This window comes from Chryseobacterium gilvum, from assembly GCF_025628965.1.
GTDB classification, from domain to species: Bacteria; Bacteroidota; Bacteroidia; order Flavobacteriales; family Weeksellaceae; genus Chryseobacterium; species Chryseobacterium gilvum.
In genome coordinates this window covers 1-23,944 of record NZ_JAOTEN010000001.1, presented here as the reverse complement: position 1 = coordinate 23,944, position 23,944 = coordinate 1, and the positions used below count along the sequence as shown (strand labels likewise).

Here is a 23,944-nt window from a genome sequence, read left to right as displayed (position 1 = left end):
CAAAGATTCATCGTTTGAATGTTTTATTTTAGTTTAATTTAAGTATAAATTTTAAATAAATACACGATTGCTAAGTGTACAATTTGCCATACTCCATCACGCCTAATTGCCCTTTATTCTTTTCTACTATATTTAAAAATTACTTATCAACCTGTTGTCTCTTCCATAAAGAATTGCAAATCCTTTTTGGTTAATTGCAAGTTTATCTAAAGCCCTTTGAAAATTGTCAATTGCACTCGGTTCTACAATAATCTCAAGTTTCAATTTGTTTTTTTGTTCTTCTCTAAATTCTGTAGCAACCTTATCTTCTAAATTTATTTCAAGTCCTATGTGTCCTATTTTGTCTATACAATAAAATCGCATAGAAAAATAAGCATAGCCATCTTTATATCCAGTTTCATAAAATGTAGTTTGGTGGTGATTTGGAAAATTAATTAAAGTCTGTGCAAAATTTAATAATGATTCTGTCGTATCGTAAACTTCTGTAATACCATAATAACGCCCGTTAGATACTGTAACTTTTAATTCAAACATATCATCATCTTTCCAAATTATTTCCAACTCTAAAAATGACTTTAATTTTTCTTTATCCATTTAGCTTTTATTTAGTTTCGGAAAGCAGCTTCTGCATACTATTTCTCATTTTTTGCTTCATTTTTCTTTTTCTGCCTTAAAACATAGAGATACAGACTTTCTACTTTTGCTCTCGCCCACTCTGTTTTACGCAAAAATTTCAGCGAAGAGTTTATACTCGGATTGTCTGTAAAGCATTTGATATTGATTTGTTCGCCCAGTTTTTCAAATCCCTGATAATATTCTACCAGTTCTTCAAGAATCGCATCGAGACGCTTTCCGTGTAGAGGATCTTTTGATTGTTGCTCCATGCTGTAAAAATAGAAATAAAATTGTATTTCTTTACAAATAAGACTGTTTTAGCTTAACGTAAACCGCATTTGGTTACAAACAGCATTGAAACAAACCAACCGCAACCGCATTTAATTACAAACAATAGTGTTTTAAACAAAAGTATTCTGCATTTGGTTCTCAACAAATTGAAACAAACCAACTGCAACTGCATTTGGTTACAAACAAACGTTGAAAAATTTCTCACTTCCAAACTGACCTGTTAAATAAAAATTATTTTTCAATAAAAAAACGTCAGAATTAAAAATTGAAAATAGCATCTGATACAAATTTTATCTACAGAATAGATTAATTTAGCAATACCAATTATAAAGTAAAATCTACATAATAAAGTTGAGATGAGTAGAAATACAGAAGCCAACAGAAAAGCAAATAAAAAGAAAATAGATAATAAAAAACGTAAAATTCAGGAAGCTGAACTGAAAAGAAAAAACCGATTAAAGGAAATGCGTGAAAATACAAAATCCAAATTAGCTTCAGAACCAGAAGACCAATCTCAAGCATTATGAAAATCCTCCACACCGCCGATTGGCATCTCGGTAAACGCCTCGACCGTTTTTCGCGGCTTGAAGAGCAGGTTTTGGTCATGAATGAAATTGTAGAAATTGCTGATACGCAGGATGTTGATGTAGTTTTAATCGCCGGAGATTTATTTGATAATTTCAACCCTGGTGTTGAAGCAGTAGAACTTTTCTATAAAACCTTAAAGCGCCTGTCGTTAAATGGAAAGCGTCCCGTAATTGCCATATCAGGAAATCATGATTCACCGAATCTTATTAACGCGCCGGATCCTTTAGCCCGCGAGTGCGGAATCATCCTGATCGGGCATCCCAAAACGAAAATTGCTCCTTTTGAACTCGAATATTTTAAAATTTCAAATTCTGCCGAAGGTTTTATTGAGCTGGAATTAAAAAACCACAAATTCCCGATCAGGATTTTGCATACCCCTTTTGCGAATGAGGTGCGCCTGAAAGAATATTTTGGCGAAAATAAAGAGGAAAAACTCAATCAGGTTTTAGCGGAAAGCTGGAGTAAAACCGCTAATGAATTTGGTGATCAGAATGGTGTTAATATTTTGGTCGCACATTTATACATGAATAAAAGAGGTGCTCCGCTTCTTGAAGAGCCGGAAGGTGAAAAACCTATTAAAATAGGCAATGCAGACCTGATTTATTCGGACAGCATTCCTCCGCAGATTCAGTACACTGCTTTAGGGCATCTCCATGGTTTCCAAAATATAGGGACCACTGAAAAACCTGTTGTTTATGCGTCATCACCTTTATGCTACAGCTTTAGCGAGGCAGGACAAACCAAGTACGTATCTATCATTGAAGCTGAGCCAAATCAACCCGTAACCTTTGAAAAGATCGCTATACAAAACGGAAGATGTCTTACAAGAAAATCTTTTGATTCTGTGGAAACTTCAGTACAGTGGCTTCGTGAATATCCAAACACATTCGTTGAGCTTACTATAGAAAGCGAAACTTTTCTGAAAGCCGATGAAAGAAAACAGATTTATCAGTCTCACAGCGGGATTGTACATCTTATCCCCAAAGTGAAAAATCAGGAATTCAATGAAAATCAATTGCAGGATATTAATCTGAATCAGGATATTCAGGTACTTTTTAAAGATTTTTTTAAATCTAAGAACGGCGGCCAGGAAGCTAATGATGAACTTATTCATTTATTTAAAGAAATTTTAAATCCGTAAAACATGATTCCTATTCAGCTTACTATTGAAGGGTTATATTCTTATCAGACCCGCCAAACCATTGATTTCAAAAACCTTACGGACGCAGGTTTATTTGGAATTTTCGGATCGGTAGGCTCCGGAAAATCTTCCATTCTGGAGGCCATCTCTTTTGCATTGTACGGAGAAACTGAACGCCTGAATATGCGTGACAAGAGGGCTTATAATATGATGAATCTGAAATCAAACGCATCTTATATCCAGTTTGATTTTATCAATTATGAAAACAAAATCTTCCGTGCAACACGAGATTTTAAAAGAAATTCCAAAAAATTTGATGACGTAAAACCTTCATCCGTTACTTTTTACGAGAAAATAAAAGAGCAATGGATTCCGCTGGAGCATTCGGATGCTGAAAAAATCGTTGGGTTAAGCTATGCTAACTTTAAGCGCACCATTATTATTCCGCAAGGTCAGTTCAAAGAATTTCTGGAATTGGGCGCTGCTGAAAGAACCAATATGATGAAAGAAATTTTCAGCCTTCAGCGTTTTGATCTTCAGCATAATGTTTCTGCTCTTGCGGTCAGAAATAAGTCAGATCTGGATCAGCTCGAAGGTCAGCTGAAAGGTTTTGAAGACGTCAGCGAAGAACAGATTCTTCTTCAGAAGGAAAATCTTATCCATGAAAGTCAAAAATTAAAAGATGTAAGCGCACGATTTGAAGAGATTAATGAAAAATACCGGCTGCTCAAAAATTTGAAATCTGACTTTGAGTTGCTGAATCAGAAGAAAGAACTTTTTAAAAAAGCATCCCTTCAAAAACCTGAAATTGACGCTTTAGAAGCAAAAACAGAATTATTCGACACTGTTTTCAGGGTTTTTAATCCTTTACGCATTGAAAAAAATAAGCTTCGGGACGAAATTTTATCGAAGAGGCAGGAAAAAGAACATCACAGCACAATTTTAAAAGCCACCGAAGACCAGTTTTCTGTTTTAAGAGAGCAGCTTGCAGCCATTCTTCCAAAATTTGAGGCATTAGACCAATCTAAAATTCAGGAAAATGATCTGGGTTTAATTGTGCACATGCTGAAGTTTTCTGAGGAAATTGAAATTTTAAAAGAAAGAACAAAAAAAGGCTCAGAAAAGGTAGAGGAAGTTGAAGAGAAAAATAAACTGATTGAAAAAAAGCTTACGGAGCTTGCACAAGAATCGGAAATTTTAAAGCCGAAAAAATTAAATTCAACTTTATTAATCGATGTCGGAAACTGGTTTTTAGAAAAGAAAAACCTGACAGAAGCTTATCAAAATCAAATTGAAAAAACAAATCAGAAGAAAGCTGAAATCGCAAAAATTGCCGCGGAATTACAGCCTTTTGGAATTAATGCTGAAAGTTTTAAAAATGATTTTAAGAGTAAATCTGATGCTTTAGAAATTCAGAGAAAGCAATTGTTAGAGAAGCAAAAGCATCTGGAAGTTCAGCAAAAGTTATCCCATTTTGCCAGTGAATTGCATGATGGCGAATCTTGCCCGCTTTGCGGCTCGCTGGAACATCCGAATGTTGTGGAATTTGATGATGTACATTCTGAACTGGATGAAATTCAAAAACAAATCGACAATCTTGAAGTTCAAAAGCAGGAAATTCAGAAAAAAACTCTGGAAATCGAAAAAATTCTCAACCGGAAAAATATTTTTGAAGAGCAGTTAAAATCCGAGGAAGAAATCTTAAAGCAAATTCAGATCAGTTTAAAAAATCATGCGCAGAATTTTATCTGGAAAGATTTTGATGCTGAAAATGAATCTGAATTTGAACAAAAACGCCTGCAGTCTTTTGAAATAGAAAAACAGATTGACCTGATAAGCCAGAATATTTCGTTGGAACAGAAAAATCTTGAGAAAGAGCGTGATACTCTTGACCAATACAACAAAGCTTTGGAAAAACTCAGGCTGGATGAAGCGAAAAAAGCAGAACAGATTAAAACCAATGAATCGAATCTGAAAATTGCAGAATGGAAAAATTACCAGCAAAAATCAATTGCCGAAGTTGAAGAAAGCTTTCAGAAACTCGTACAGTCAAATACAGAAACCGAACAAAATTATCAGCATTTAGTGAGAAAAGAAAAAGAACTTTCTCCGAAACTGGCTGAATATAAAACCATCGTCTTACAGCTTGATAAAAGAATCCTGGAGCTAGAGAAAGAAATTTCGGAAAATGAAAATGATATACAGCAATCTTTAGAACGTCACAATTTCAAAGATCTGAGTGAAATTGAGCCTATTTTATCACAGGAAATCAACGTTCAGGAAGCCAGAAATGAAATTCAGAAATTCAGGATAGATTTTGAAACGTTAAAAAATAGTATTGAAGATTTAAACACAAAACTTAACGGTTTTTCTTTTGATGAAGAACAGTTTTCTGCCAGTGAAAATCAGTTTAAACAGGTTGAACATGAACGGAAAATGGCATATGACGCTGTTGTAAAAACAAGTTCTGAAATTGAAAGGCTGGAAAAAGAATACCGCAAAAAAGAAAATCTTTTACATGAATTTGTCAAGCTGCAGAAACGCGCCGATAACCTTAAAATCATGACAAATCTTTTCAAAGGAGCCGGTTTTGTACAGTATGTTTCGTCGATTTATCTGAGACAGCTTTGTGATCATGCCAATATCCGTTTTCACCGGATGACGAGAAACCAGCTCAGTCTGCAGCTGAACGAAAACAATGATTTTGAAATCATCGATTACCTCAACGAAGGCAGAAGCAGAAGTGTAAAAACGCTTTCCGGCGGCCAGGCTTTTCAGGTTTCATTAAGTCTTGCGCTCGCTTTGGCAGAAAGTGTTCAGGCCAATGCGCAATCTGAAAAGAATTTCTTTTTTATTGATGAGGGTTTCGGAACCCAGGATCTGGAATCGGTAAATATTGTTTTTGAAACACTGATGAGCCTTCAGAAAGAAAACCGCATTGTAGGAATCATTTCCCATGTTGAAGAGCTGAAAGAGAAAATTCCCGTTTCACTGAATATTACCAAAGATGAGGAAAAAGGAAGCCTGATAGAAATTAAATAAGCTTATATTTTAAATCTTATGCAGAATGTACCCGTTATTTTAAAACCCAGTAAAATTAAAAGCATCATTCTTATGCTGATCAGCATTGGTTTTGTAAGTCTAGGGATTTCTTTGCTGGAGCGCAATATAATGATCGCTATTTTAAACATTATTTTCTTTGGAATGACAATGATTATTTTTATCATCAATCTGATCCCAAATTCTGTCTATCTTAAAATTGATGAGAAGGGAATTGAGATGAAGAATCTTTTCAGAATTACATTTATTCCTTGGCAGGCTGTGAGTAATTTTACGGTGAAGGATCTGTTTTTTAAAAAATGGTCATGTATCGTATTAGTGAAAAACTTTTGAGCGGTAAGGAAAAACGGCCGAAAGAAGCAGGATTTCCCGATACTTATGGAATGTCTGCTCAAAAACTGGCTGCAATGCTGAACGAGTATAAGAATTATTTTAGTGAAAAATAAAAACATAAATTAAAAGCTCCATTATAAAATGGAGCTTAATTATTATTTTACATTCTGGGCAACTTTATCACCCATTAATTCTATAGATTTCATCATGATGTCATGATTCGGATCTCCTACATCCATATGCCCAACAAATCGTGTAATCCCGAAAATTTCTTTTATATAGTTAATCTTATCCGAAACTTCTTTCGGATTCCCTATGAATAAAGCCCCTTCTCTTGCTCTTCCGCCATCGTACTGCATTTTTGTATATGGCGCCCAACCTCTGGATTTGCCTATTCTATCCATCTGAGATTTATAGTTATGAAAATATCCGTCTACAACATTCTGGTCTTCACTTACAAACGTATGTGAATGAATAGCAATCTGCATTTCGGATGCATCATGACCTGCATTCAGATATTCCTGCTTATAGAAATCAACTAAATTTTTAAACTGAACCGGCATTCCTCCGATAATGGCAACTACCAAAGGCATCCCCAATTTTGCAGCACTTAAAACCGATTGCGGAGTTCCGCCAACGGCTCTCCAGATCGGAAGTTTTCCATTATTTTTCGCTCTGGGATAAACGGTTTGGTTCTGCATGGGTGCACGCAGTTTTCCGGACCATGAAACGTTTTCTTCAGAATTTATCTTTAGCAATAATTCTAATTTTTCGTCAAAAAGTTCATCATAATCATTTAGAGAGTATCCGTACAGCGGAAAAGATTCAATAAAACTTCCACGTCCTACGAATATTTCGGCTCTTCCGTCCGAAATCAAATCCAGTGTTGAAAAATCTTCATATACTTTTACGGGTTCTGAAGAGCTCAATACTGTTACTCCACTTGCCAATTTTATATTTTTGGTGATACTTGCCGCTGCTGCCAAAACCATTTCCGGGGAAGAGACTGCGTAGTCTGCACGGTGATGCTCTCCCATTGCAAAAACATCTATTCCTACCTCATCCATTAATTTTACCTGCTCAAGAATCTCACGGATTTTAATTCCCGCATCTTTATATTTTCCGGTTTTCGGGTCAAAAGCTAAATCGCCGAACATTCCTATTCCTAATTCCATAGTGTTTGTATTTATAAGAACAAAATTAAGATAATGAAAAATCAAATGCATTGATAAATGATAAGAACGGATTTTTCACACACAAATATCACCAACATTTCATATATTTCGCATGAATTATTTACTTCTTTGGTATAATACAATAGTGTCATTATATATTTAAAATAAAAATCCAACCTCATCGGCTGGATTTAATTTTATTTCTTTAAATACTGATCAAAATAATCGGTGACTTTCTGCATCAGATGCACTCTGTCTTTCCCGATTACGTTGTGAGGATGTCCCGGATATACAAAATAATCCAGCTGAACACCATTATCTACGGCAGATTTAATGAATTTAACGGAATGTTGCCAAACTACCACATCATCCTGCGCGCCGTGAATCATTAATAGTTTTCCTTTTAAATTCTGAACCTTATCTAAAAGATTGGCGGTTGCATATCCCTGCGGATTTTCTTCCGGCGTATCCATATATCTTTCGCCATACATGATCTCATACATTTTCCAATCGATTACCGGACCTCCAGCAACACCTACTTTGAAAACTTCAGGATGACGGAGCATGAAGCTGGTTGTCATGAATCCGCCAAAGCTCCAGCCGTGAATTCCCATTCTCTCGGAATCAACATAGGGAAGCGATTTTAAATATTCTACGCCTTTCATCTGATCATTCATTTCGGTTGTTCCTAAATTTCTGAAAACCGCCTGTTCAAATTTCATCCCCCTGTTTGCAGAACCTCTTCCATCCATTGTGAAAATAATGTATCCGTTTTGAGCCATATATTCGTACCATAGATTGCCTGAAGCCGGAAAAGTATTGGTAATCAATTGTAAGTGAGGTCCGTTGTATAAATAAACAATGACAGGATATTTCTTGTTCGGGTCAAAGTTTGTCGGAAGAATAATCTTTCCATATAACGGTGTCCCGTCATCGGCTATAAGGTTTACATTTTTAACTTCAGGACGCTGATAATTTTTTAAGGTATTTTCAGCGGTAAGAATAGTAGCGGTTTTTAACGTATTGGTATTGATAATATTGACAGCTCGCGGTGTGGTTGCATTGGTGTACATATCATACAGATAATTTCCGTCACTGCTTAAAATTCCCATATGAACGCCTTCTGCATTGTCTAAACGCTGCATTTTGAAATTGGCCCAGTTGATTTTATACAAATGCTTTTCTAAAGGAGTTTCTTTGGTTGAGGTAAAATAAATTTCCTTTTTCTTTTCATTGAACCCTAAAATATCGGTAACCAGCCAATCTCCTTTTGTGATCTGAGCAACCAATCCTTTTTCCAAACTGTAATGGAACAGATGATTATACCCTGTTCTCTGGCTTTGCCAGATAAAATCTGTATTAGAATTCGGAAAAAAAGTCAGCGGATGTTGTGGTTCTACATATTTGCTGTCTGTTTCTTCGAATAAAGTTTTTACTAAATTTCCTGTCGCTGCATCATATTGATTCATTTTCATATGATTCTGGCCTCTGTTTAGTACCCCGACAAAAATATATTTTGAATCCGGGCTCCAGGTAACTGCCGTTAAGTATTGATCTTTTTCACCTTCGATATTCAGGAACGTTGTTGATGCATTCTTTATATTGTAAACGCCTAATGTTACCTGATGCGACGTTTGTCCTGCCATCGGATATTTAACATTATGATTTACAGCAGGGGTTACCGACCAATCGATGACAGGATAATCTGCAACCATAGTCTGATCCATTCTGTAAAAAGCGATATGTTCAGCGTTGGGAGAGGGGAAAATCCCGGTATCAATCCCGAATTCGTTCCGGTGAACATTGGAAGCACCGTTGAGAATATTCTCATCAGAATCGTTGGTTATCGCAATCTTTTTCCCGTTTTTATTGATCAAAAGATTATTCTTAACCGTATATACAACAGTCTGATTATCTGCAAGAACTTTGATATTTTCAGCATTTTCACCTACCTCAGATGAACGTTTTACTTTCCATTCGCTTCCCGATTTTTCAATCCAGTACATTTGGTTATTGGCTGAAAAATAAGCGTTAGAAATGCCGGTAAATTTGATTGGAGGAAGACCTTTAAGATTTTTATCCGCAAAATTTTTATTGAGCTGAGATAATGAAACCAGAGTGTCCTGCTTATTCGTTTTCAGGTCTGTCATTACGTACCCGCCTTTTACTGCCTGGATATAGGATTTCCCATCATTTGACCATGAAAACTGAGCGATATTTTTTACGGCAAGATTGCTTCGTAATCCATTCACGGCTTCTGCCATGGTAAATTTCTGAGTCTGAGCAAAGGCCGAACTGCCCAAAACCATCAGTAATAAAGAGAAGGTATTTAATTTCATTATATAAAAATTGAATCTGTCAAAAATAAGAAATAAAAGCTTATCTGTTAATACATGTTAAAAAAACCTTTAAAAAGTGATATTTAATAAGTTCTCTCGTTCTGAAAATAATATAGCATAGTCTGATTAAAATAAGAAGATGTAAAGCAAATGATTTTCTTATCCTAAGTCAATGATTTGTATCGTCTTCCTGTCATACATTTGCACCATACAATAACAAATTAAAAATAATACAATGGCTACAAAATGGAATTTAGACCCTGCACACAGTGAAATTACTTTTAAAGTAAAGCACATGATGATTTCTAATATTAAAGGAAACTTTACCGATTTCACCGCTGAAATCGATGCAGAAGATGATACCTTCAGAAATGCGAAAACGACGGCTACAATTCAGGCCAATTCTATCTCTACACACAATACCGACAGAGACAATCACCTGAAATCTGCTGAGTTTTTCAATACGGAAGCAAATCCGACAATTACTTTTGAATCTGACGCTTTAAATGATTCGGTAACCGGAAACCTTACCGTAAACGGGGTTACAAAACCTATCACTCTGGATGTAGATTTTGGCGGAATCAACGTAGATCCTTGGGGAAATACGAAAGCCGGTTTTTCTTTTGAGGGAAAAATCAACAGAAAAGATTTCGGACTCAACTGGAATGCCGCTCTGGAAGCAGGAGGTGTAATGGTGAGCGAAGAAGTAAAAATTGCAGGCGAACTGCAGTTTGTAAAACAAGCATAGTAAATTAATATATTTTTGAGATTCGATGATTTATAGTAAAATCATCGAATCTTTTTATTTTAAATATTGTTATGAATCTCAACGACCTGCAAAACATCAGTGATCAATTCAGAAGTACTCAAAAGATGCCTGTTCTTTTTCTGGGACATGGCTCTCCAATGAATGCTATTGAAGAAAATCAGTTTGTGAAAGGCTTCCGGGATATTGCAAAAGAAATCCCTAAACCGAATGCCATTATTTGTATTTCTGCACATTGGCTGACTAAGGGAACATTTGTAACTGCGATGGAAATTCCCAAAACCATTCATGATTTCGGAGGGTTTCCACAGGCCTTATTTGATGTACAATATCCTGCACCGGGAAATCCGGAATTGGCAAAAGAAACAGTAGAAATACTTGCTCCATTTCTGGTTGAGGAAGATCACAGCTGGGGTCTGGATCATGGAGCATGGTCTGTTATTAAACACCTGTATCCAACAGCAGAAATTCCTGTCATTCAGCTGAGTATCGATTATACAAAGCCTCCTCAATATCATTTTGATTTGGCAAAAAAACTGGACAAACTTCGCGAAAAAGGAATTTTAATCATCGGAAGCGGCAATATTGTTCATAATCTGAGAATGATCGACTGGAAAAACATCAACACGGTGGGTTCTGGATGGGATTGGGCCATCGAAGCACGTGAAAATATCAACAACTGGCTTTTGGATGGTAATTTCCAGAATATTATTGATTATCAGAAGCAGGGAACTTCCCTGCAATATGCAGTTCCGACTCCTGATCATTACTTGCCATTAATTTATTCTTTAGGCTTAAAAGATACATCAGAAAACCTTACTTTATTTAATGATGAATTAATTGCCGGCTCGCTCAGCATGACCAGTGTGAAAATTGGGTAAAGATCTTAGATCAATTTATAAAATTCTTATAAGCAAAAAAAGCTTCCTAACGGAAGCTTTTTATTTATAAAAAAATTTAATTGACGATAAATTTTCTTTCATTAATCAATTCGGCAATCGCCAACATATCTTTTCCAATCAATCGGTCATCTTCCAGCTTATCCACTTTCGAACGTAGAATAGCAAAGTTTTCTTCAATGATTTTCGAACATTTTGCAGGCCTTCTGAATTCTAAACCTTGTGCGGCAAACATCAATTCTACCGCTAAGATATTCACTAAATTGCCAAGAACCTGGTTAAACTTTCTTCCGGAAATACTTCCCATCGACACATGATCTTCCTGTCCTAAACTGGTAGGAATAGAATCTGCTGAAGCCGGGAAACATAAAGTTTTATTTTCGGTAACCAAAGCCGCCGAAGTATACTGAGGGATCATAAAACCGGAATTCAAGCCTGAACTTTCTGTCAATAATCTCGGCAAACCATATTTTCCTTCCAGTAAAAGATAACTTCTACGGTCTGAGATATTTCCCAATTCGGCAGCAGCCAAAGTAGCATAATCCAAAGGCATTGCCATTAACTGCCCATGAAAATTACCTCCGGAAATAGATTCTTCTGCGCTCAGAACAATAGGATTATCGGTCACAGAATTCAATTCTGTTTCTGCCATCAATTTTAAATGTTCAAACGCATTTCTGCTGGCTCCGTGAACCTGCGGAACACATCGCATGGAATAAGGATCCTGTACTCTGTCACAGTATTCATGGGACTTCAGGTTATCAGAATTTTTTAAAAATTTCAGCATTCTTGCTGCTACTTTTTTACTTCCTTCAAAAGGTCTTATATCATGGAGTTCTTTTTTAAAGGGACTTGCAGAACCTCGGTAGGCTTCAATACTCATTGCCGCCGTCATATCTGCTAAATCTAAAAGATATTCAAATTTTTCTAAACCTTTTATGGCATGTGCCAGAATAAATTGGGTCCCGTTAATCAGTCCTAATCCTTCTTTCGGTCCTAAAACCAAAGGTTCAAGATCATGTTTCTCAAGAATTTCGGCCGTTTCAAAGACTTCATTTCCAACCCAGACCTCCCCTAAACCCAAAAGTGGCAATACCAAATGGGACAACGGTGCCAAATCTCCTGAAGCCCCTACAGAACCTTGCTCCGGAACTACAGGAATAATATCTTTTTCAAGCATTAAAATCAATCGTTCAATCACTTCCAGAGAAACTCCCGAAAAACCCTTTGACAATGCATGTACTTTGGCAATCATCATAATTTTAGATAATTCTTTATCAATAGGTTTACCTACTCCTACAGCATGGGAAATAATTAAATTATACTGAAGCTGCGCCGTTTCATCGGCTGAAATTTTAGTATCGCACAAAGGTCCGAATCCGGTATTGATTCCGTAAACGCATCGGTCAGACGCTACAATCTCCTTTACATTATTCTGAGATTTTAAAATCTGGTTTCGTGATTTCTCATTAAGTCTCGCTTTATCAGGGGTTTTGCAGATTTCCAAAACATCATGAAAACCCAAAACATCTACTCCGTATATCATTTCAAAAATTTGCTTAAAAATACACATTTTAAAGGAAAGTATAAAAAGGTGGTTTCATCAAAATTAATTTCCTGAAAAGTCAATTTATTTGTTATTTTTACGCCTTAAATAAACCAATACCTTATGAAAATTAAAGCTTTATTATTTGTATTATGTTTAGTAAGCGCAACGACTTTTGCGCAAAAAACAAAATACTCCAAAGAAGAAATCAAAAAGATGGAACAATACCTTTTCAATGAAGGATTCAATGCTCCGTCTCCAAAAAAGACCTCTACTGTTATTTTAAAAGACGGAAGCGTTCACAAAGGTTTCTGCAGCAACATTGAGACTAAAAAAGGACAGATTTATGAAGTTGCCCTTAAAGACAGTGCTACTAAAAAGAATGAAAAATTTGTTGCGGATAATATCAGTGAGATGTATGTGTACCCCAGTAACGCAGAAAAAATCGCAAAAGTGGCAAAATATATGGGGAACATTAGAAATTACAGCACAAAAAAACTTACTAAAAATACCAATAACGACCGCATTTATTTCGTAAATCAAACGGTTTCTTTAAAGAATAAAAAAGATGACAAAGAATTTCTGATGCAGGTTATCAATCCAGGATTTGACGATATTATATCGGTATATCATGACCCGAGAGCTAAAGAAACTACCGGCTTTTCTGTAATGGGCTCTCCTCAATTGGGTGGCGGCGTCATCAAATCTTATTATGTAAAAAAAGGCGACAAAGTCTTATGGCTTCACAAAGATGATTTCGAAGATAATTATGATTTCCTTTTCGGGGATAATGCGGAATTTATGAAGAAGTACCCAAAAAATTCTACGGAATGGGATTATTTCAGCTTTCTGGTGAGTGAATATACCCAGTTGAGCAACGGATAAAAATATAAGAATAAACAAAAATAAATGGCTGCAGTATCTTCTGCAGCTTTTTTTTTATGCCTTTAATCCGTAATTTTGTTTTTATGAATCCTTCGTTAGAATTACAGCTTCAGACTTTACCATCCGAACCCGGCGTTTATCGTTACTATGATAAAAACGAAAATTTACTGTACGTAGGGAAAGCAAAAAATTTAAAGAAAAGGGTTCTTTCCTATTTCAATAAAAATCTTTTAGGATACAGAACGAAAATAATGGTCGGGAAAATTAACCGGCTGGAAACTACCATTGTCAACAGTGAATATGATGCGCTTTTACTGGAAAATAATCTGATTAAAGAACATCAGCCGTTTTATAATGTCATGCTGAAAGATGATAAAACGTATCCCTGGATCTGTATTAAAAATGAGCCTTTTCCCAGAATCTTTCTTACACGGACGATGATTAAAGATGGTTCTGAATATTACGGACCCTATGCTAAAGTGCGTCCCGCAAAAATTTTATTGGATACGATAAAGCATATTTACAAACTACGGACGTGTAATCTGAATCTTGCCCCGAATAAAATTGATGAGGGAAAGTACAAAGTGTGCCTTGAATTTCATATTAAAAATTGTGAAGGCCCATGCGAAGCGCTCGAAAGCAAGGAAGAATATGACGAAAAAATAGACGCCATACGCGGGATTATAAAAGGAGATTTTCAGAAAGCGAAGCAATATCTCATTAATCAAATGATGAAGCATGCGAGCAATCTTCAGTTTGAAAGCGCACAGATCATTAAGGAAAGAATCAACATATTGGAAGACTATCAGGTGAAACATACTGTGGTAAATCCCAATATTGATGATGTGGATGTTTTCGGAATGACCAGTGATGAAACCGCGGCATATGTAAATTTTTTCAAAATCAGAAACGGAAATATTATTCAGAGCTTTACCACCGAAATCAAAAAAATTCTTGAAGAAAGTGATGAAGACATTCTTGAGGAAGCTTTGATTGAGATCCGGCAGAAATTCGGGTCAGATTCGAAAGAAGTTTTAATCCCGTTTCATTTAACCGTAGAAATCCCAAATGTAAAACTGATCGTTCCTAAAGTCGGCGACAAAAAAAGGATTGTTGAATTATCTGAAAAAAATGCAAAAGAATACCGGATTGAAAAACTAAAACAGGTGCAGATCGTAGATCCGGAACGGCATTCAAACAGAATCATGGCAGAAATGCAGAAGCTTTTGAGAATGCCCGTAGAACCGCGCCATATTGAAGGTTTTGATAACTCTAATATTCAAGGGACCAATCCTGTCTCGGCATGTGTGGTTTTTAAAGATGGAAAACCGAGTAAAGCCGATTATAGAATTTTTCACCCGAAAACAGTAGAAGGCCCCAATGATTTTGCAACGATGGAAGAAGTGATCTACCGACGTTACAAAAGGCTTTTAGACGAAGGTGATGCGCTTCCGCAGCTTATTTTGATTGATGGTGGAAAAGGGCAATTGTCTTCTGCGGTAAAAAGTTTAAAATTACTGGGACTTTACGGAAAAATAACAATTGTAGGCATCGCAAAAAGACTGGAAGAAATTTTCTTTCCGGAAGATCCGATCCCTTTATATCTGGACAAAAAATCTGAAACCCTTAAAATTTTACAACGGGTGCGGGATGAAGCGCACCGTTTCGGGGTAAGGCATCACAGAACGAGAAGAACCAACTCAACCATACAGTCTGAACTGGAACTCATTCCCGGTGTGGGCGGAAGAACCATTGAGCTGCTTTTGTCTAGATTAAAATCGGTAAAAAGAATTAAAGAATCGAGCCTGGAAACCCTTGAGGAAATTCTGGGTAAAAGTAAAGCAAAAATAGTCTACGATTTTTTTAATAAAGGCCCTATTAAACAATAAAAGCTCGGTTCAAATCTGAACCGAGCTTTTTTTATAATAATGTCTTCTAATTAATTTTTTAAACGCCTCCCATTACAAACATATTCTCCATGGTAGGTACTTCGCTACCTCCTTTCTTTTCAAGAGTAATGGCAAACGCCTGTGCATTAGGAATATTTGACAAGGCAATGACACTGTCTTTATCTTCAGAATACATTCCTGCATTTACAGGTTTTCCGTCTGCAATGGCCCAAAGCTGATACTGCATTCCTTCAGGAGCTTTCGGAAGGCTGTTTGCCGTTAAATATACATCTTTAGAAGTGGTATCCCAAAATACGGTCGCTTTAGAATCCGGATGCTTTTCTACACCTGCCAATATGATTTTTTTCATATCGGGATTGGCAACCATATTAAATTTCTGCTGCATATTCTGCAAAGCGATGTCTTTCGATTTCTTTTCTGCTTCTAGTTTGGAAATCTGTTCCTCACTTGTAGAATGATTGCTCATCCAGTACAAATTACTCGCGACACTTACCAGAAATAATAATGAAGCTGCAACAGCATATGTTTTCCAGCTGCTGTTATTTTCCTTTTTTACCTTCTGTACATTGTTTTCGTGTACACCAGATCTTGCTTCATCAATAGAAACAATCGGTTTTAGTTCTTCAGATTTTGGCTGCTGCTGAATTTTGTCCCAAATTTTATTCTTTAAATCTGCGGGCGGTGTTACAGCTTGCGCCGTGGCAAGCATTTCCAGCGTTTTCTGAGTTTCTTCGAAAGCTTCTTTTACTTCTGCATTATTTTTCATCACACACTCCAGAATCCCTGCTTCCTCAGGAGAAGCAAGACCTAGAATATAAGATTCTAGAATTCCGGACGATATGTATTCTTTACTATTCAATTTATTGATAATCTTTTAATAAATCCTTTAATTTTAACAATGCATTACGCATTTTTGTTTTAACAGTACCCAAAGGCATATTCAGCTTTTCTGATATTTCATTTTGCGTATATCCCTGATAGTAGGCAAGATCTATTATTTCCTGCTTATCGGATTCTAAACTTTCCAGCACATTGCTAAAACCAATAAAATCAGTTTTATTAGCTGTTGAAAGTTCCGCATTGTCATATACGAAATCCGGAAGCGGTTGGTTTTTTAATTCGTTCTGAAAACTTTTAGATTTTAAATAATCGATCGCAGTATTTCTGGCAATATTGATCATCCAGGTATAAAATCTTCCTTTGGAAGCATCATATTGCTGAATAGAATTCCAGATTTTCATAAAAACGTCCTGAATAATTTCTTCAGTATATTCTTTTGACTGCACTATCCGAAGAATAACACCGTACAATGCACCAGAATAGTGATCGTACAGGTGGTGAAAACCATTTTCGCTTTTTTGTCTAAGCAAAATGATAAGTTCCTCTTCTGAATAGGTTGTTTTTATAGCAAATATTTTACATCTCAAATTTAATCAAATTAACCGGAAAACAATACCGATTTTTAAAAATTTAATGCTCTTTGTTTATTAAAAGAAGAAAGCAGACACAAATTTATATGTAAAATAAGAAACTGTTTATTTTAAAATCTGATCTAAAAATTTATTTTATATCAATTAAAAAAAAATAAGTGTCTCTTTTTCAATATTTTACATAAAATAAATATTTTTTGAAATCTAAATATAATCTGTACTCGTAGATGATTATAACAAAAAGAAATTCGATAACACTCAAATAATAATTAATAAAAAATCTAAAAGAAATGAACACAAGATCAAAAATCGCAGTATTCGGAATGGTAGCTTTATCATTTGCATTCAGTGGAAATGTCGCTGCACAGAAGATGAAAGAAAAAACGGTGATGGTAGGTGGCGCAGCAATGTATCCTTCTAAAAATATAATCGAAAATGCGGTAAATTCCAAAGATCACAAAACGTTGGTTGCCGCAGTAAAAGCAGCCGGCCTGGTTGAAACTTTGCAAGGTGATGGTCCTTTCACCGTTTTTGCTCCTACAGACGCAGCTTTTGCAAAATTGCCAAAAGGTACTGTTGAAAGTTTGGTAAAGCCTGAAAATAAGGAAATGCTTACCAAGATTTTAACATATCACGTACTTGCAGGTAAATACAGCGCAAAACAGGTTTGGGCAGCAGTAAAGGCAGGGAACGGAAAAGCGATGATGAAAACGGTAGAGGGTGAAGAGCTTACCTTCTGGACAAAAGGAAAAGATTTATACATTAAAGATGCAAAAGGAAACAATGCAAAAGTCACTATTGCTGATGTTAATCAATCTAATGGGGTAATTCATGTAATAGACACGGTTCTATTACCATAGTTTTAGTTTTTTATGGTTTATTTAGAAACCTTACTTTTAGGAGTAAGGTTTCTTTTTTGATACTATCAGTTTAATTATTGTGAAAAACCTCTTTAGAATATTCTCCGTTTGGCTGAGGCATTTCAATGACAATATTTTTATCTTCTAAATACCCAATTGTTGTTGTTCCATTTTTTAATTTTACCCTAAAAACATCCTTCTTTGTGGTTGCCCTGAATGTAGCATAAGGAGTAGATTCGTTGGTTTCTATAAGGATAAACTGATTGCCATCGATCTGAACTCTTTGAAACATGGTTTTGCCATTGCTGTATTTTGCAGACCTGCTTTCCGAAGATTTTGGGCTTTCATTAGATTCGTTAGTGCTGCTGCTTTCCACCTGAGTCGTAGAAATTACCATTTTGGGATTGGATACCGGTACCGTTACCAAGGCTTGTTTCAAAGCATCCTGAAATCCTTCAACATATTCTTTAATGATGGTATTTGCCTTTTGGCTAGAAACAACATTGTTGTTACAATCTTTGAATTCTAAAATAATCTTATTCCTGAGCAATCCGCTGTCATTTACAACATCTGCATTCAAAACACTGCATGGATTGGAAAATGCTTCTTCCGGCCACTCGCTTTTATTACCAGAAATTACAATATACTTTTTTCCTTTTAAGGATTTTGCAAGCGCAGTATCTACTCCGTACTGATTGTTTTTAAATCCGGTAAACTTTTCAGGGATGGAAATATATTTATAATCTGAAACTTTTTGTGCAAAAGAAAATGATGCGCAAAAAACAGCTATTGTTATTGATAATTTTTTCATAAGATTGATGTATCTATAAAAGTTTAATCATTTCTAAACTCTCCCATATCCAGTTTTAGTGAGAAGAAATTAGAATAAAAATTAGATCCGCCGATCCCAGAATTGCTGATGGCATAATCCAATGTTAACCCTCTGTATTTTATTCCGATCCCTGCACTGGGCTGAAAAGAAACTTTTCTCTGAAGGTCTTCTATATCTGTAATCGACTGGAATCTGTTGACCCCCACTCTCACAAAAATCATTTTCTGATATCCCAGTTCAGCTCCCGCATACGGTGTAATACTGGCGAAATCTGTTGAGACAAGTGCCGCTGTTTTAGCAAAGTCAACATTGATCCCGGCTTCCGGTAAGAGGTATAAACTGCTGTTGATATCAAATTTTTTACTGGCGCCTGCATTTAACTTTGGCATCGTTAATTCTAACTTATCTGTAGGTGCAGGGTTAAATTCTTCCCCATTAACAATCGTGGTAAGCTCTTTCTGATTAATTGTCCAGAAATTGACCGTAGTGGTGGCATCACGAAGCATACCTCCGAATCTCCATCCGTTATCAGCTTTATAAATAGCTCCTACATCAAAACCAAAACCATAGCCACTGGCAAATTTTCCTACATTTCTGTACACTAGTTTGGCATTCACCCCAACATCCAGTTTAGGATTTCCTCCCGGATTAAAAGCATACGAGATTAATGCTGCATAATCTGACTGTGAAAATTTCGTGATTTTATCATAATCAATATTTCCTTCTGTGTCAATCAATTGGGTGGTATTCAAAATATTGTCAACTCCTAATCGTACAATGGAAATTCCGAAAACGCCTTCTTCCAACACTTTTGCATAGGCCAAATAATCATATTTCGCAATAGATTCGAAGTATTCTGCGTGCATCGCTGCGCCTTGCCAGTCTTTTTGGATGGCCATCAATCCGGCGGGATTCCACATCGGAGAATATACGTCATCCTGATTGGAGATTACTGCGCCTCCCATTCCCAAGCCTCTTGCTCCGGCTCCGATATTTAAAAATTCATTGGAATATTTTCTGATGATCTGAGATTGAGAAAATCCAAATAACAGAGAAAATAAAAGTAAAAGATATTTTTTCATCATATTTTATTGATGCTTAATTAATGTTTTTTGTTTTCTGTTTTTTATCAGTGCATTGGCAACAATTGCCAAAATCATAACAAACGATGCTATATAAAATATAGGACTCATATGTTCTGATTCTCCAAAGATAAAAAAAGCTAGTATAATTCCGTAGACCGGCTCTAAATTAACTGTTAAAATTAAAGTAAATGGCGAAATATATTTCATTAATTTCACTGATTCCAACATTGGGAAAGCTGTGAAAACACTTGCCAATAAGCATATTAACGCAAGATCCCGGTAGTTTATTTCATTCATTTGAAATATTTGTCCGGAGAATAGATAAAAAATCAATAAAATAAGCCATCCGGAGAATATTTCATAAAAAATAATTTTTTCAGGTGAAGTTTTACCAAATAATTTGCCGTTAAAAACAGAAAATATAGTTCCGAAAACAGCACACAGCACTCCGAAAATAATGCCTTCTTTATAATGAAATTCAGTTTTGAATATTAATAAAATACACGCTACAATAACAACACCCATGATAACCTCCGAAATATCGATCTTTCTCTTAAAAATAATGGGTTCTAAAATTGCTGCAAATAACGTTGACAATGAGAGACAGCTTAAAGCAATAGAAACATTAGAAACCTTGATTGCGTAAAAAAAGCAAAACCAGTGGAGCGCCATAAAAAATCCTACGGTTGCCAGTTGAAAAAAAAGTTTCTTTGAAATTTTAAGGCTTTCTTTTTTAAAGAACCTTATAAAAATAAATAAAAATACTGATGCAAAAAACATTCTGTAAAAGACCAGAATAGTTGCATTTGCATGAATGAGCTTTCCCAGAATTGCAGTAAATCCCCATAAGAAAACGATAGAATGTAATCTGAGGAGCGCTAATTTCTGCATAACTTCTTTAAAATTTATATCAATGCAAATCTACGAATACGTTTACAGAAATTCCCGAAATCAATCAATAATTATTATAATTGATCCATATAAAATATAGTTTATAACAGATATTTAATCAAAAACCCTGAAAGTCTGTTCAACTTTCAGGGCCTTCAAATAATAAACTATTAAAAAAATAAACTAGGAACTAGAGGAATTGTATGGAGTAATCAGCTCCTTCCTCTTTTGTAAAATTAGAAAAAAAAACAAATAAAAAAAAATATTTAGTTGTTAAATATTTCATAAATTTCTGACTATCATAACTTTAAATATTAATAGCTGTTATCAATATATTTTTTATAAAATTAGTATCTTAGACACTTAAAATAGAAATTTCATGGATATTGAATTCAACAAAAGAGAAGATCAAAACAAACTAAAATTATCTGAAATAAATCGCCTGCTTTCTGAAATCAAAAAAGGAGGTGGAGAAAAAAGGCTGCAGAAACTTCGTGATGAAGGGAAAATGACTGCAAGAGAAAGAATTGATTATCTTCTCGATAAAGATTCAAATTCCATAGAAATCGGGGCTTTTGCCGGTTATGAAATGTATGAAGAACACGGAGGCTGCCCAAGCGGTGGTGTGGTAGTGGTAATGGGATATGTTTCCGGTAAGCAATGTTTGGTGGTTGCCAATGACGCTTCCGTAAAAGCAGGGGCATGGTTTCCCATTACCGGAAAGAAAAACCTGAGAGCGCAGGAAATCGCAATGGAAAATAGGCTCCCAATTATTTATCTGGTAGATTCCGCAGGGGTTTATCTTCCTATGCAGGACGAAATTTTTCCTGACAAAGAACACTTTGGAAGAATTTTTAGAAATAATGCTAAAATGAGCTCAATGGGAATTATCCAGATTTCTGCTGTAATGGGCAGTTGTGTTGCCGGTGGAGCTTATTTGCCTATCATGAGTGATGAGGCGATGATTGTTGATAAAACAGGCTCTATCTTCCTTGCAGGAAGTTATCTGGTAAAAGCCGCCATTGGTGAAAGCATTGATAACGAAACTTTGGGAGGTGCCACAACGCACTGCTCAATTTCGGGTGTTACAGATTACAAAGCAAAAGATGATAAAGATGCTTTAGACAGAATCAAAAATATCATGAAATCTGTAGGAAGCTATGAGAAGGCAGGCTTCGATAGAATTGAAAGTTTCCCGCCAAAAGAAAATTCAGATCATATTTTCGGAATTATGCCTGTTTCGCGGGCAGATCAATATGATACTTTAGATATTATCAAATGCCTTGTTGACAATTCTGGATATGAAGAATATAAACCTGATTACGGTAAAACCATTATTTGTGCTACCGCAAGAATTGACGGCTGGTCTGTAGGAATTGTGGCAAATCAGAGAAAACTGGTAAAAAGCGGAAAGGGTGAAATGCAGTTTGGAGGGGTAATTTATTCGGATTCTGCAGATAAGGCAACACGTTTTATTGCCAATTGTAACCAGAGAAAAATTCCTTTGGTATTTTTACAGGATGTAACCGGATTTATGGTAGGATCAAAATCTGAACACGGAGGAATTATCAAAGACGGTGCAAAAATGGTAAATGCAGTTTCTAATTCTGTAGTACCAAAATTCACCATTATCACAGGAAATTCTTATGGAGCCGGAAATTACGCAATGTGTGGAAAAGCATATGATCCTCGTCTAATTGTTGCATGGCCATGGGCAGATCTGGCGGTAATGGGCGGTTCTCAGGCGGCAAAAGTTTTAGCCCAGATTCAGGAATCTACATTAAAAAAACAAGGAAAGGAAATTACAGAAGAAGCACACCAGGAAATTTTAGATTCCATTTCTAAAAAATACCTTAAGCAAACCGAAGCTACCTATGCTGCCTCAAGACTCTGGACTGATGCCATCATCAATCCTATTGATACCAGAAAGTGGATTTCAATGGGAATTGAAGCTGCAGATCATGCTCCTATCACTGAAAAATTCAATTTGGGGGTTATTCAGGTCTGAAAATACACAAATAATATTCATTAAAGTCCCATCTTATTAAAGATGGGACTTTTATTATGTTAAATAATACTAAAAAATGATAAAGTTTCAAAATCGGATACTATGAAGGTAAGATTGTTGTTATTATTATAGAACTAACATTCTTTTTTATTACTAATCCCAAAAGGAAACCTATGAAAAGATATTTTTCAATATTCATTTTTTTATACACCCTAGTTTTGTTCTATATGATGTTTTACGCTTCAGGAAGAGAGCCCTCAAATATTTCTTATCTACAGATAAAGCCTTTTATCACCATTCAGCATTTTTTTAAAGATCATACAGATTCACAAGCATTTCTTGTTAATATTTTTGGCAATGTATTCTTATTTAGTCCATTTGGATGGCTTGGATTGGTCATTAAGAGATTTAACCGCTTTCCTTCAATAACACTATTTTTCGTAGTAGCAATTAGCTTCATTGAAACTGCTCAATATTTTACAGGAAGAGGAGTTGCAGACATCGATGATATCTTTCTAAATACTTTAGGAATGAGTATCGGTTTTTTATTATTTAAATATGCTACGTGGAAAAATATTGCAGATATTCAATTTCACTTTGACCTGTTGGATAGAAAAAGACGGGTTTCAATTTCATAGATGCGTTTACGGGTTAGTTATTAATGCACTAACGTTATTATTATCTGATTATACACAGATTTGAATTTAAAAGTTTATCATTTTTAGGATTGAACAAAGAAAAAAATAAAATTGCCATAATTTCACCGCACAAAACCTTAAGCTTTTATCCGCTGATTCGGGTTATATCAAGATTGCCCATCGTATATTGAGTAACATTATTGGGTAGATTAATATGGATATACTGTAATCTCTCCTGCGATATTATATAAAAGATAATCGTCACTTATTAACACAGGTTATAATCACATTTGTCAAATAATGTTTAATTTTAGACAAACATCATAGTTTATTTTCTGTTTACAAAGAATAATAGGGCAAATAATAATGAATTACATAATTTAGACGAAAGCTGAATTGCTTCAATACTATTGAGCAAGTATATTTTGACCTATTTTTAAATTAGCCTTGAACATAATTATATATAGGTTAAAAGATAATATATATATAAACGCAAAAAGCTCATCAATGTTGTATTGATGAGCTTTTAAAAAAAGACTGGCGGCGACCTACTCTCCCGCTTTCGCAGTACCATCGGCGCTGGTGGGCTTAACTTCTGTGTTCGGAATGGGAACAGGTGAGCCCCACCGCTAAAACCACCCTAAAGAAGGTA

Annotated in this window: 21 protein-coding genes and 1 rRNA gene; 11 read left to right on the top strand and 11 right to left on the bottom strand. The window is 35.5% G+C overall.

Translation table 11 applies throughout. The features are described from left to right. Window positions 1-132: 132 nt before the first annotated feature. The gene (locus N0B16_RS00110; protein ID WP_262988693.1) at window positions 133-594 is read right to left on the bottom strand and encodes a hypothetical protein; all 462 of its coding nucleotides are present in this window, start codon (window positions 592-594) and stop codon (window positions 133-135) included. Window positions 595-632: 38 nt separating this feature from the next. Then, on the bottom strand, window positions 633-884 hold the full coding sequence (locus N0B16_RS00105; protein WP_262988692.1) for a VF530 family protein: 252 nt from the start codon (window positions 882-884) through the stop codon (window positions 633-635). Window positions 885-1,262: 378 nt separating this feature from the next. Between N0B16_RS00105 and N0B16_RS00100 the strand changes: the two genes are divergently transcribed. Genes N0B16_RS00100 through N0B16_RS00085 form a run of 4 tightly spaced genes read left to right on the top strand, consistent with a single transcriptional unit; the run spans window position 1,263 to window position 6,028 of the window. Further along, a complete protein-coding gene (locus N0B16_RS00100; RefSeq protein ID WP_262988691.1) occupies window positions 1,263-1,433 on the top strand; it encodes a hypothetical protein in 171 nt (56 codons plus the stop codon). Then, window positions 1,430-2,635 carry a metallophosphoesterase family protein gene (locus N0B16_RS00095; RefSeq protein ID WP_262988690.1) on the top strand — a complete coding sequence of 402 codons (1,206 nt, stop codon included), beginning with the start codon at window positions 1,430-1,432 and terminating at the stop codon, window positions 2,633-2,635. The genes N0B16_RS00100 and N0B16_RS00095 overlap by 4 nt, the downstream gene beginning before the upstream one ends. 3 nt (window positions 2,636-2,638) lie before the next feature. Then, on the top strand, window positions 2,639-5,677 hold the full coding sequence (locus N0B16_RS00090) for an AAA family ATPase (RefSeq protein ID WP_262988689.1): 3,039 nt from the start codon (window positions 2,639-2,641) through the stop codon (window positions 5,675-5,677). An 18-nt stretch (window positions 5,678-5,695) separates the two neighbouring features. Continuing rightward, window positions 5,696-6,028 (top strand): hypothetical protein, encoded by a 333-nt coding sequence (locus N0B16_RS00085; RefSeq protein ID WP_262988688.1) that lies wholly within the window; start codon window positions 5,696-5,698, stop codon window positions 6,026-6,028. Between the two features lie 155 nt (window positions 6,029-6,183). Here N0B16_RS00085 and N0B16_RS00080 read toward each other — a convergent pair whose 3' ends face one another. After that, complete coding sequence (locus tag N0B16_RS00080) at window positions 6,184-7,203, bottom strand: LLM class flavin-dependent oxidoreductase (protein ID WP_262988687.1); 1,020 nt, start codon at window positions 7,201-7,203, stop codon at window positions 6,184-6,186. A gap of 197 nt (window positions 7,204-7,400) precedes the next feature. Then, entirely contained in the window at window positions 7,401-9,542 is a 2,142-nt protein-coding gene (locus N0B16_RS00075) for a S9 family peptidase (RefSeq protein ID WP_262988686.1), read from the bottom strand. 235 nt (window positions 9,543-9,777) lie between these two features. On the opposite strand from N0B16_RS00075, the gene N0B16_RS00070 reads away from it, so the two are divergent. Further along, window positions 9,778-10,290, top strand: coding sequence for a YceI family protein (locus N0B16_RS00070; protein WP_262988685.1), 513 nt, complete (start codon window positions 9,778-9,780; stop codon window positions 10,288-10,290). 71 nt (window positions 10,291-10,361) lie between these two features. Next, the gene (gene ygiD, locus N0B16_RS00065) at window positions 10,362-11,189 is read left to right on the top strand and encodes a 4,5-DOPA-extradiol-dioxygenase (RefSeq protein ID WP_262988684.1); all 828 of its coding nucleotides are present in this window, start codon (window positions 10,362-10,364) and stop codon (window positions 11,187-11,189) included. A gap of 76 nt (window positions 11,190-11,265) precedes the next feature. Here the strand turns inward: ygiD and hutH are convergent, their stop codons facing one another. Next, window positions 11,266-12,753, bottom strand: a complete 1,488-nt coding sequence (hutH, locus tag N0B16_RS00060) for a histidine ammonia-lyase (protein WP_262988683.1) — start codon at window positions 12,751-12,753, stop codon at window positions 11,266-11,268. A 123-nt stretch (window positions 12,754-12,876) separates the two neighbouring features. On the opposite strand from hutH, the gene N0B16_RS00055 reads away from it, so the two are divergent. Continuing rightward, on the top strand, window positions 12,877-13,638 hold the full coding sequence (locus N0B16_RS00055; protein ID WP_262988682.1) for a hypothetical protein: 762 nt from the start codon (window positions 12,877-12,879) through the stop codon (window positions 13,636-13,638). An 83-nt stretch (window positions 13,639-13,721) separates the two neighbouring features. Then, the gene (gene uvrC, locus N0B16_RS00050; RefSeq protein WP_262988681.1) at window positions 13,722-15,527 is read left to right on the top strand and encodes an excinuclease ABC subunit UvrC; all 1,806 of its coding nucleotides are present in this window, start codon (window positions 13,722-13,724) and stop codon (window positions 15,525-15,527) included. A 58-nt stretch (window positions 15,528-15,585) separates the two neighbouring features. Here the strand turns inward: uvrC and N0B16_RS00045 are convergent, their stop codons facing one another. Both N0B16_RS00045 and N0B16_RS00040 read right to left on the bottom strand, forming a co-directional pair. After that, on the bottom strand, window positions 15,586-16,407 hold the full coding sequence (locus tag N0B16_RS00045; RefSeq protein ID WP_262988680.1) for an anti-sigma factor: 822 nt from the start codon (window positions 16,405-16,407) through the stop codon (window positions 15,586-15,588). A 1-nt stretch (window position 16,408) separates the two neighbouring features. Beyond that, complete coding sequence (locus tag N0B16_RS00040) at window positions 16,409-16,975, bottom strand: RNA polymerase sigma factor (RefSeq protein WP_262988679.1); 567 nt, start codon at window positions 16,973-16,975, stop codon at window positions 16,409-16,411. A gap of 293 nt (window positions 16,976-17,268) precedes the next feature. Here N0B16_RS00040 and N0B16_RS00035 point away from each other — a divergent pair, with 293 nt between their 5' ends. Next, a complete protein-coding gene (locus N0B16_RS00035) occupies window positions 17,269-17,838 on the top strand; it encodes a fasciclin domain-containing protein (RefSeq protein ID WP_262988678.1) in 570 nt (189 codons plus the stop codon). A gap of 70 nt (window positions 17,839-17,908) precedes the next feature. Here N0B16_RS00035 and N0B16_RS00030 read toward each other — a convergent pair whose 3' ends face one another. From N0B16_RS00030 to N0B16_RS00020, 3 genes are read right to left on the bottom strand one after another with little or no spacing between them, the layout of a single operon-like run. Next, on the bottom strand, window positions 17,909-18,649 hold the full coding sequence (locus N0B16_RS00030; protein ID WP_262988677.1) for a hypothetical protein: 741 nt from the start codon (window positions 18,647-18,649) through the stop codon (window positions 17,909-17,911). Between the two features lie 23 nt (window positions 18,650-18,672). Continuing rightward, the gene (locus N0B16_RS00025; RefSeq protein WP_262989940.1) at window positions 18,673-19,752 is read right to left on the bottom strand and encodes a putative type IX sorting system protein PorV2; all 1,080 of its coding nucleotides are present in this window, start codon (window positions 19,750-19,752) and stop codon (window positions 18,673-18,675) included. Window positions 19,753-19,758: 6 nt separating this feature from the next. Further along, the gene (locus tag N0B16_RS00020) at window positions 19,759-20,646 is read right to left on the bottom strand and encodes a DMT family transporter (RefSeq protein WP_262988676.1); all 888 of its coding nucleotides are present in this window, start codon (window positions 20,644-20,646) and stop codon (window positions 19,759-19,761) included. A 379-nt stretch (window positions 20,647-21,025) separates the two neighbouring features. Between N0B16_RS00020 and N0B16_RS00015 the strand changes: the two genes are divergently transcribed. Together N0B16_RS00015 and N0B16_RS00010 are read left to right on the top strand one after the other, a co-directional pair. Next, window positions 21,026-22,654, top strand: a complete 1,629-nt coding sequence (locus N0B16_RS00015; RefSeq protein WP_262988675.1) for an acyl-CoA carboxylase subunit beta — start codon at window positions 21,026-21,028, stop codon at window positions 22,652-22,654. Window positions 22,655-22,827: 173 nt separating this feature from the next. Beyond that, entirely contained in the window at window positions 22,828-23,292 is a 465-nt protein-coding gene (locus N0B16_RS00010; RefSeq protein WP_262988674.1) for a VanZ family protein, read from the top strand. Window positions 23,293-23,827: 535 nt separating this feature from the next. Here the strand turns inward: N0B16_RS00010 and rrf are convergent. After that, window positions 23,828-23,935 (bottom strand): 5S ribosomal RNA (gene rrf / locus N0B16_RS00005). Window positions 23,936-23,944 lie beyond the last annotated feature (9 nt).

Coding starts and splice junctions, on each gene's coding strand:
- N0B16_RS00110 (WP_262988693.1), bottom strand. CDS start 594: ATGGATAAAGAAAAATTAAAGTCATTTTTAGAGTTGGAAATAATTTGG.
- N0B16_RS00105 (WP_262988692.1), bottom strand. CDS start 884: ATGGAGCAACAATCAAAAGATCCTCTACACGGAAAGCGTCTCGATGCG.
- N0B16_RS00100 (WP_262988691.1), top strand. CDS start 1,263: ATGAGTAGAAATACAGAAGCCAACAGAAAAGCAAATAAAAAGAAAATA.
- N0B16_RS00095 (WP_262988690.1), top strand. CDS start 1,430: ATGAAAATCCTCCACACCGCCGATTGGCATCTCGGTAAACGCCTCGAC.
- N0B16_RS00090 (WP_262988689.1), top strand. CDS start 2,639: ATGATTCCTATTCAGCTTACTATTGAAGGGTTATATTCTTATCAGACC.
- N0B16_RS00085 (WP_262988688.1), top strand. CDS start 5,696: ATGCAGAATGTACCCGTTATTTTAAAACCCAGTAAAATTAAAAGCATC.
- N0B16_RS00080 (WP_262988687.1), bottom strand. CDS start 7,203: ATGGAATTAGGAATAGGAATGTTCGGCGATTTAGCTTTTGACCCGAAA.
- N0B16_RS00075 (WP_262988686.1), bottom strand. CDS start 9,542: ATGAAATTAAATACCTTCTCTTTATTACTGATGGTTTTGGGCAGTTCG.
- N0B16_RS00070 (WP_262988685.1), top strand. CDS start 9,778: ATGGCTACAAAATGGAATTTAGACCCTGCACACAGTGAAATTACTTTT.
- ygiD (WP_262988684.1), top strand. CDS start 10,362: ATGAATCTCAACGACCTGCAAAACATCAGTGATCAATTCAGAAGTACT.
- hutH (WP_262988683.1), bottom strand. CDS start 12,753: ATGATATACGGAGTAGATGTTTTGGGTTTTCATGATGTTTTGGAAATC.
- N0B16_RS00055 (WP_262988682.1), top strand. CDS start 12,877: ATGAAAATTAAAGCTTTATTATTTGTATTATGTTTAGTAAGCGCAACG.
- uvrC (WP_262988681.1), top strand. CDS start 13,722: ATGAATCCTTCGTTAGAATTACAGCTTCAGACTTTACCATCCGAACCC.
- N0B16_RS00035 (WP_262988678.1), top strand. CDS start 17,269: ATGAACACAAGATCAAAAATCGCAGTATTCGGAATGGTAGCTTTATCA.
- N0B16_RS00030 (WP_262988677.1), bottom strand. CDS start 18,649: ATGAAAAAATTATCAATAACAATAGCTGTTTTTTGCGCATCATTTTCT.
- N0B16_RS00025 (WP_262989940.1), bottom strand. CDS start 19,752: ATGAAAAAATATCTTTTACTTTTATTTTCTCTGTTATTTGGATTTTCT.
- N0B16_RS00020 (WP_262988676.1), bottom strand. CDS start 20,646: ATGCAGAAATTAGCGCTCCTCAGATTACATTCTATCGTTTTCTTATGG.
- N0B16_RS00015 (WP_262988675.1), top strand. CDS start 21,026: ATGGATATTGAATTCAACAAAAGAGAAGATCAAAACAAACTAAAATTA.
- N0B16_RS00010 (WP_262988674.1), top strand. CDS start 22,828: ATGAAAAGATATTTTTCAATATTCATTTTTTTATACACCCTAGTTTTG.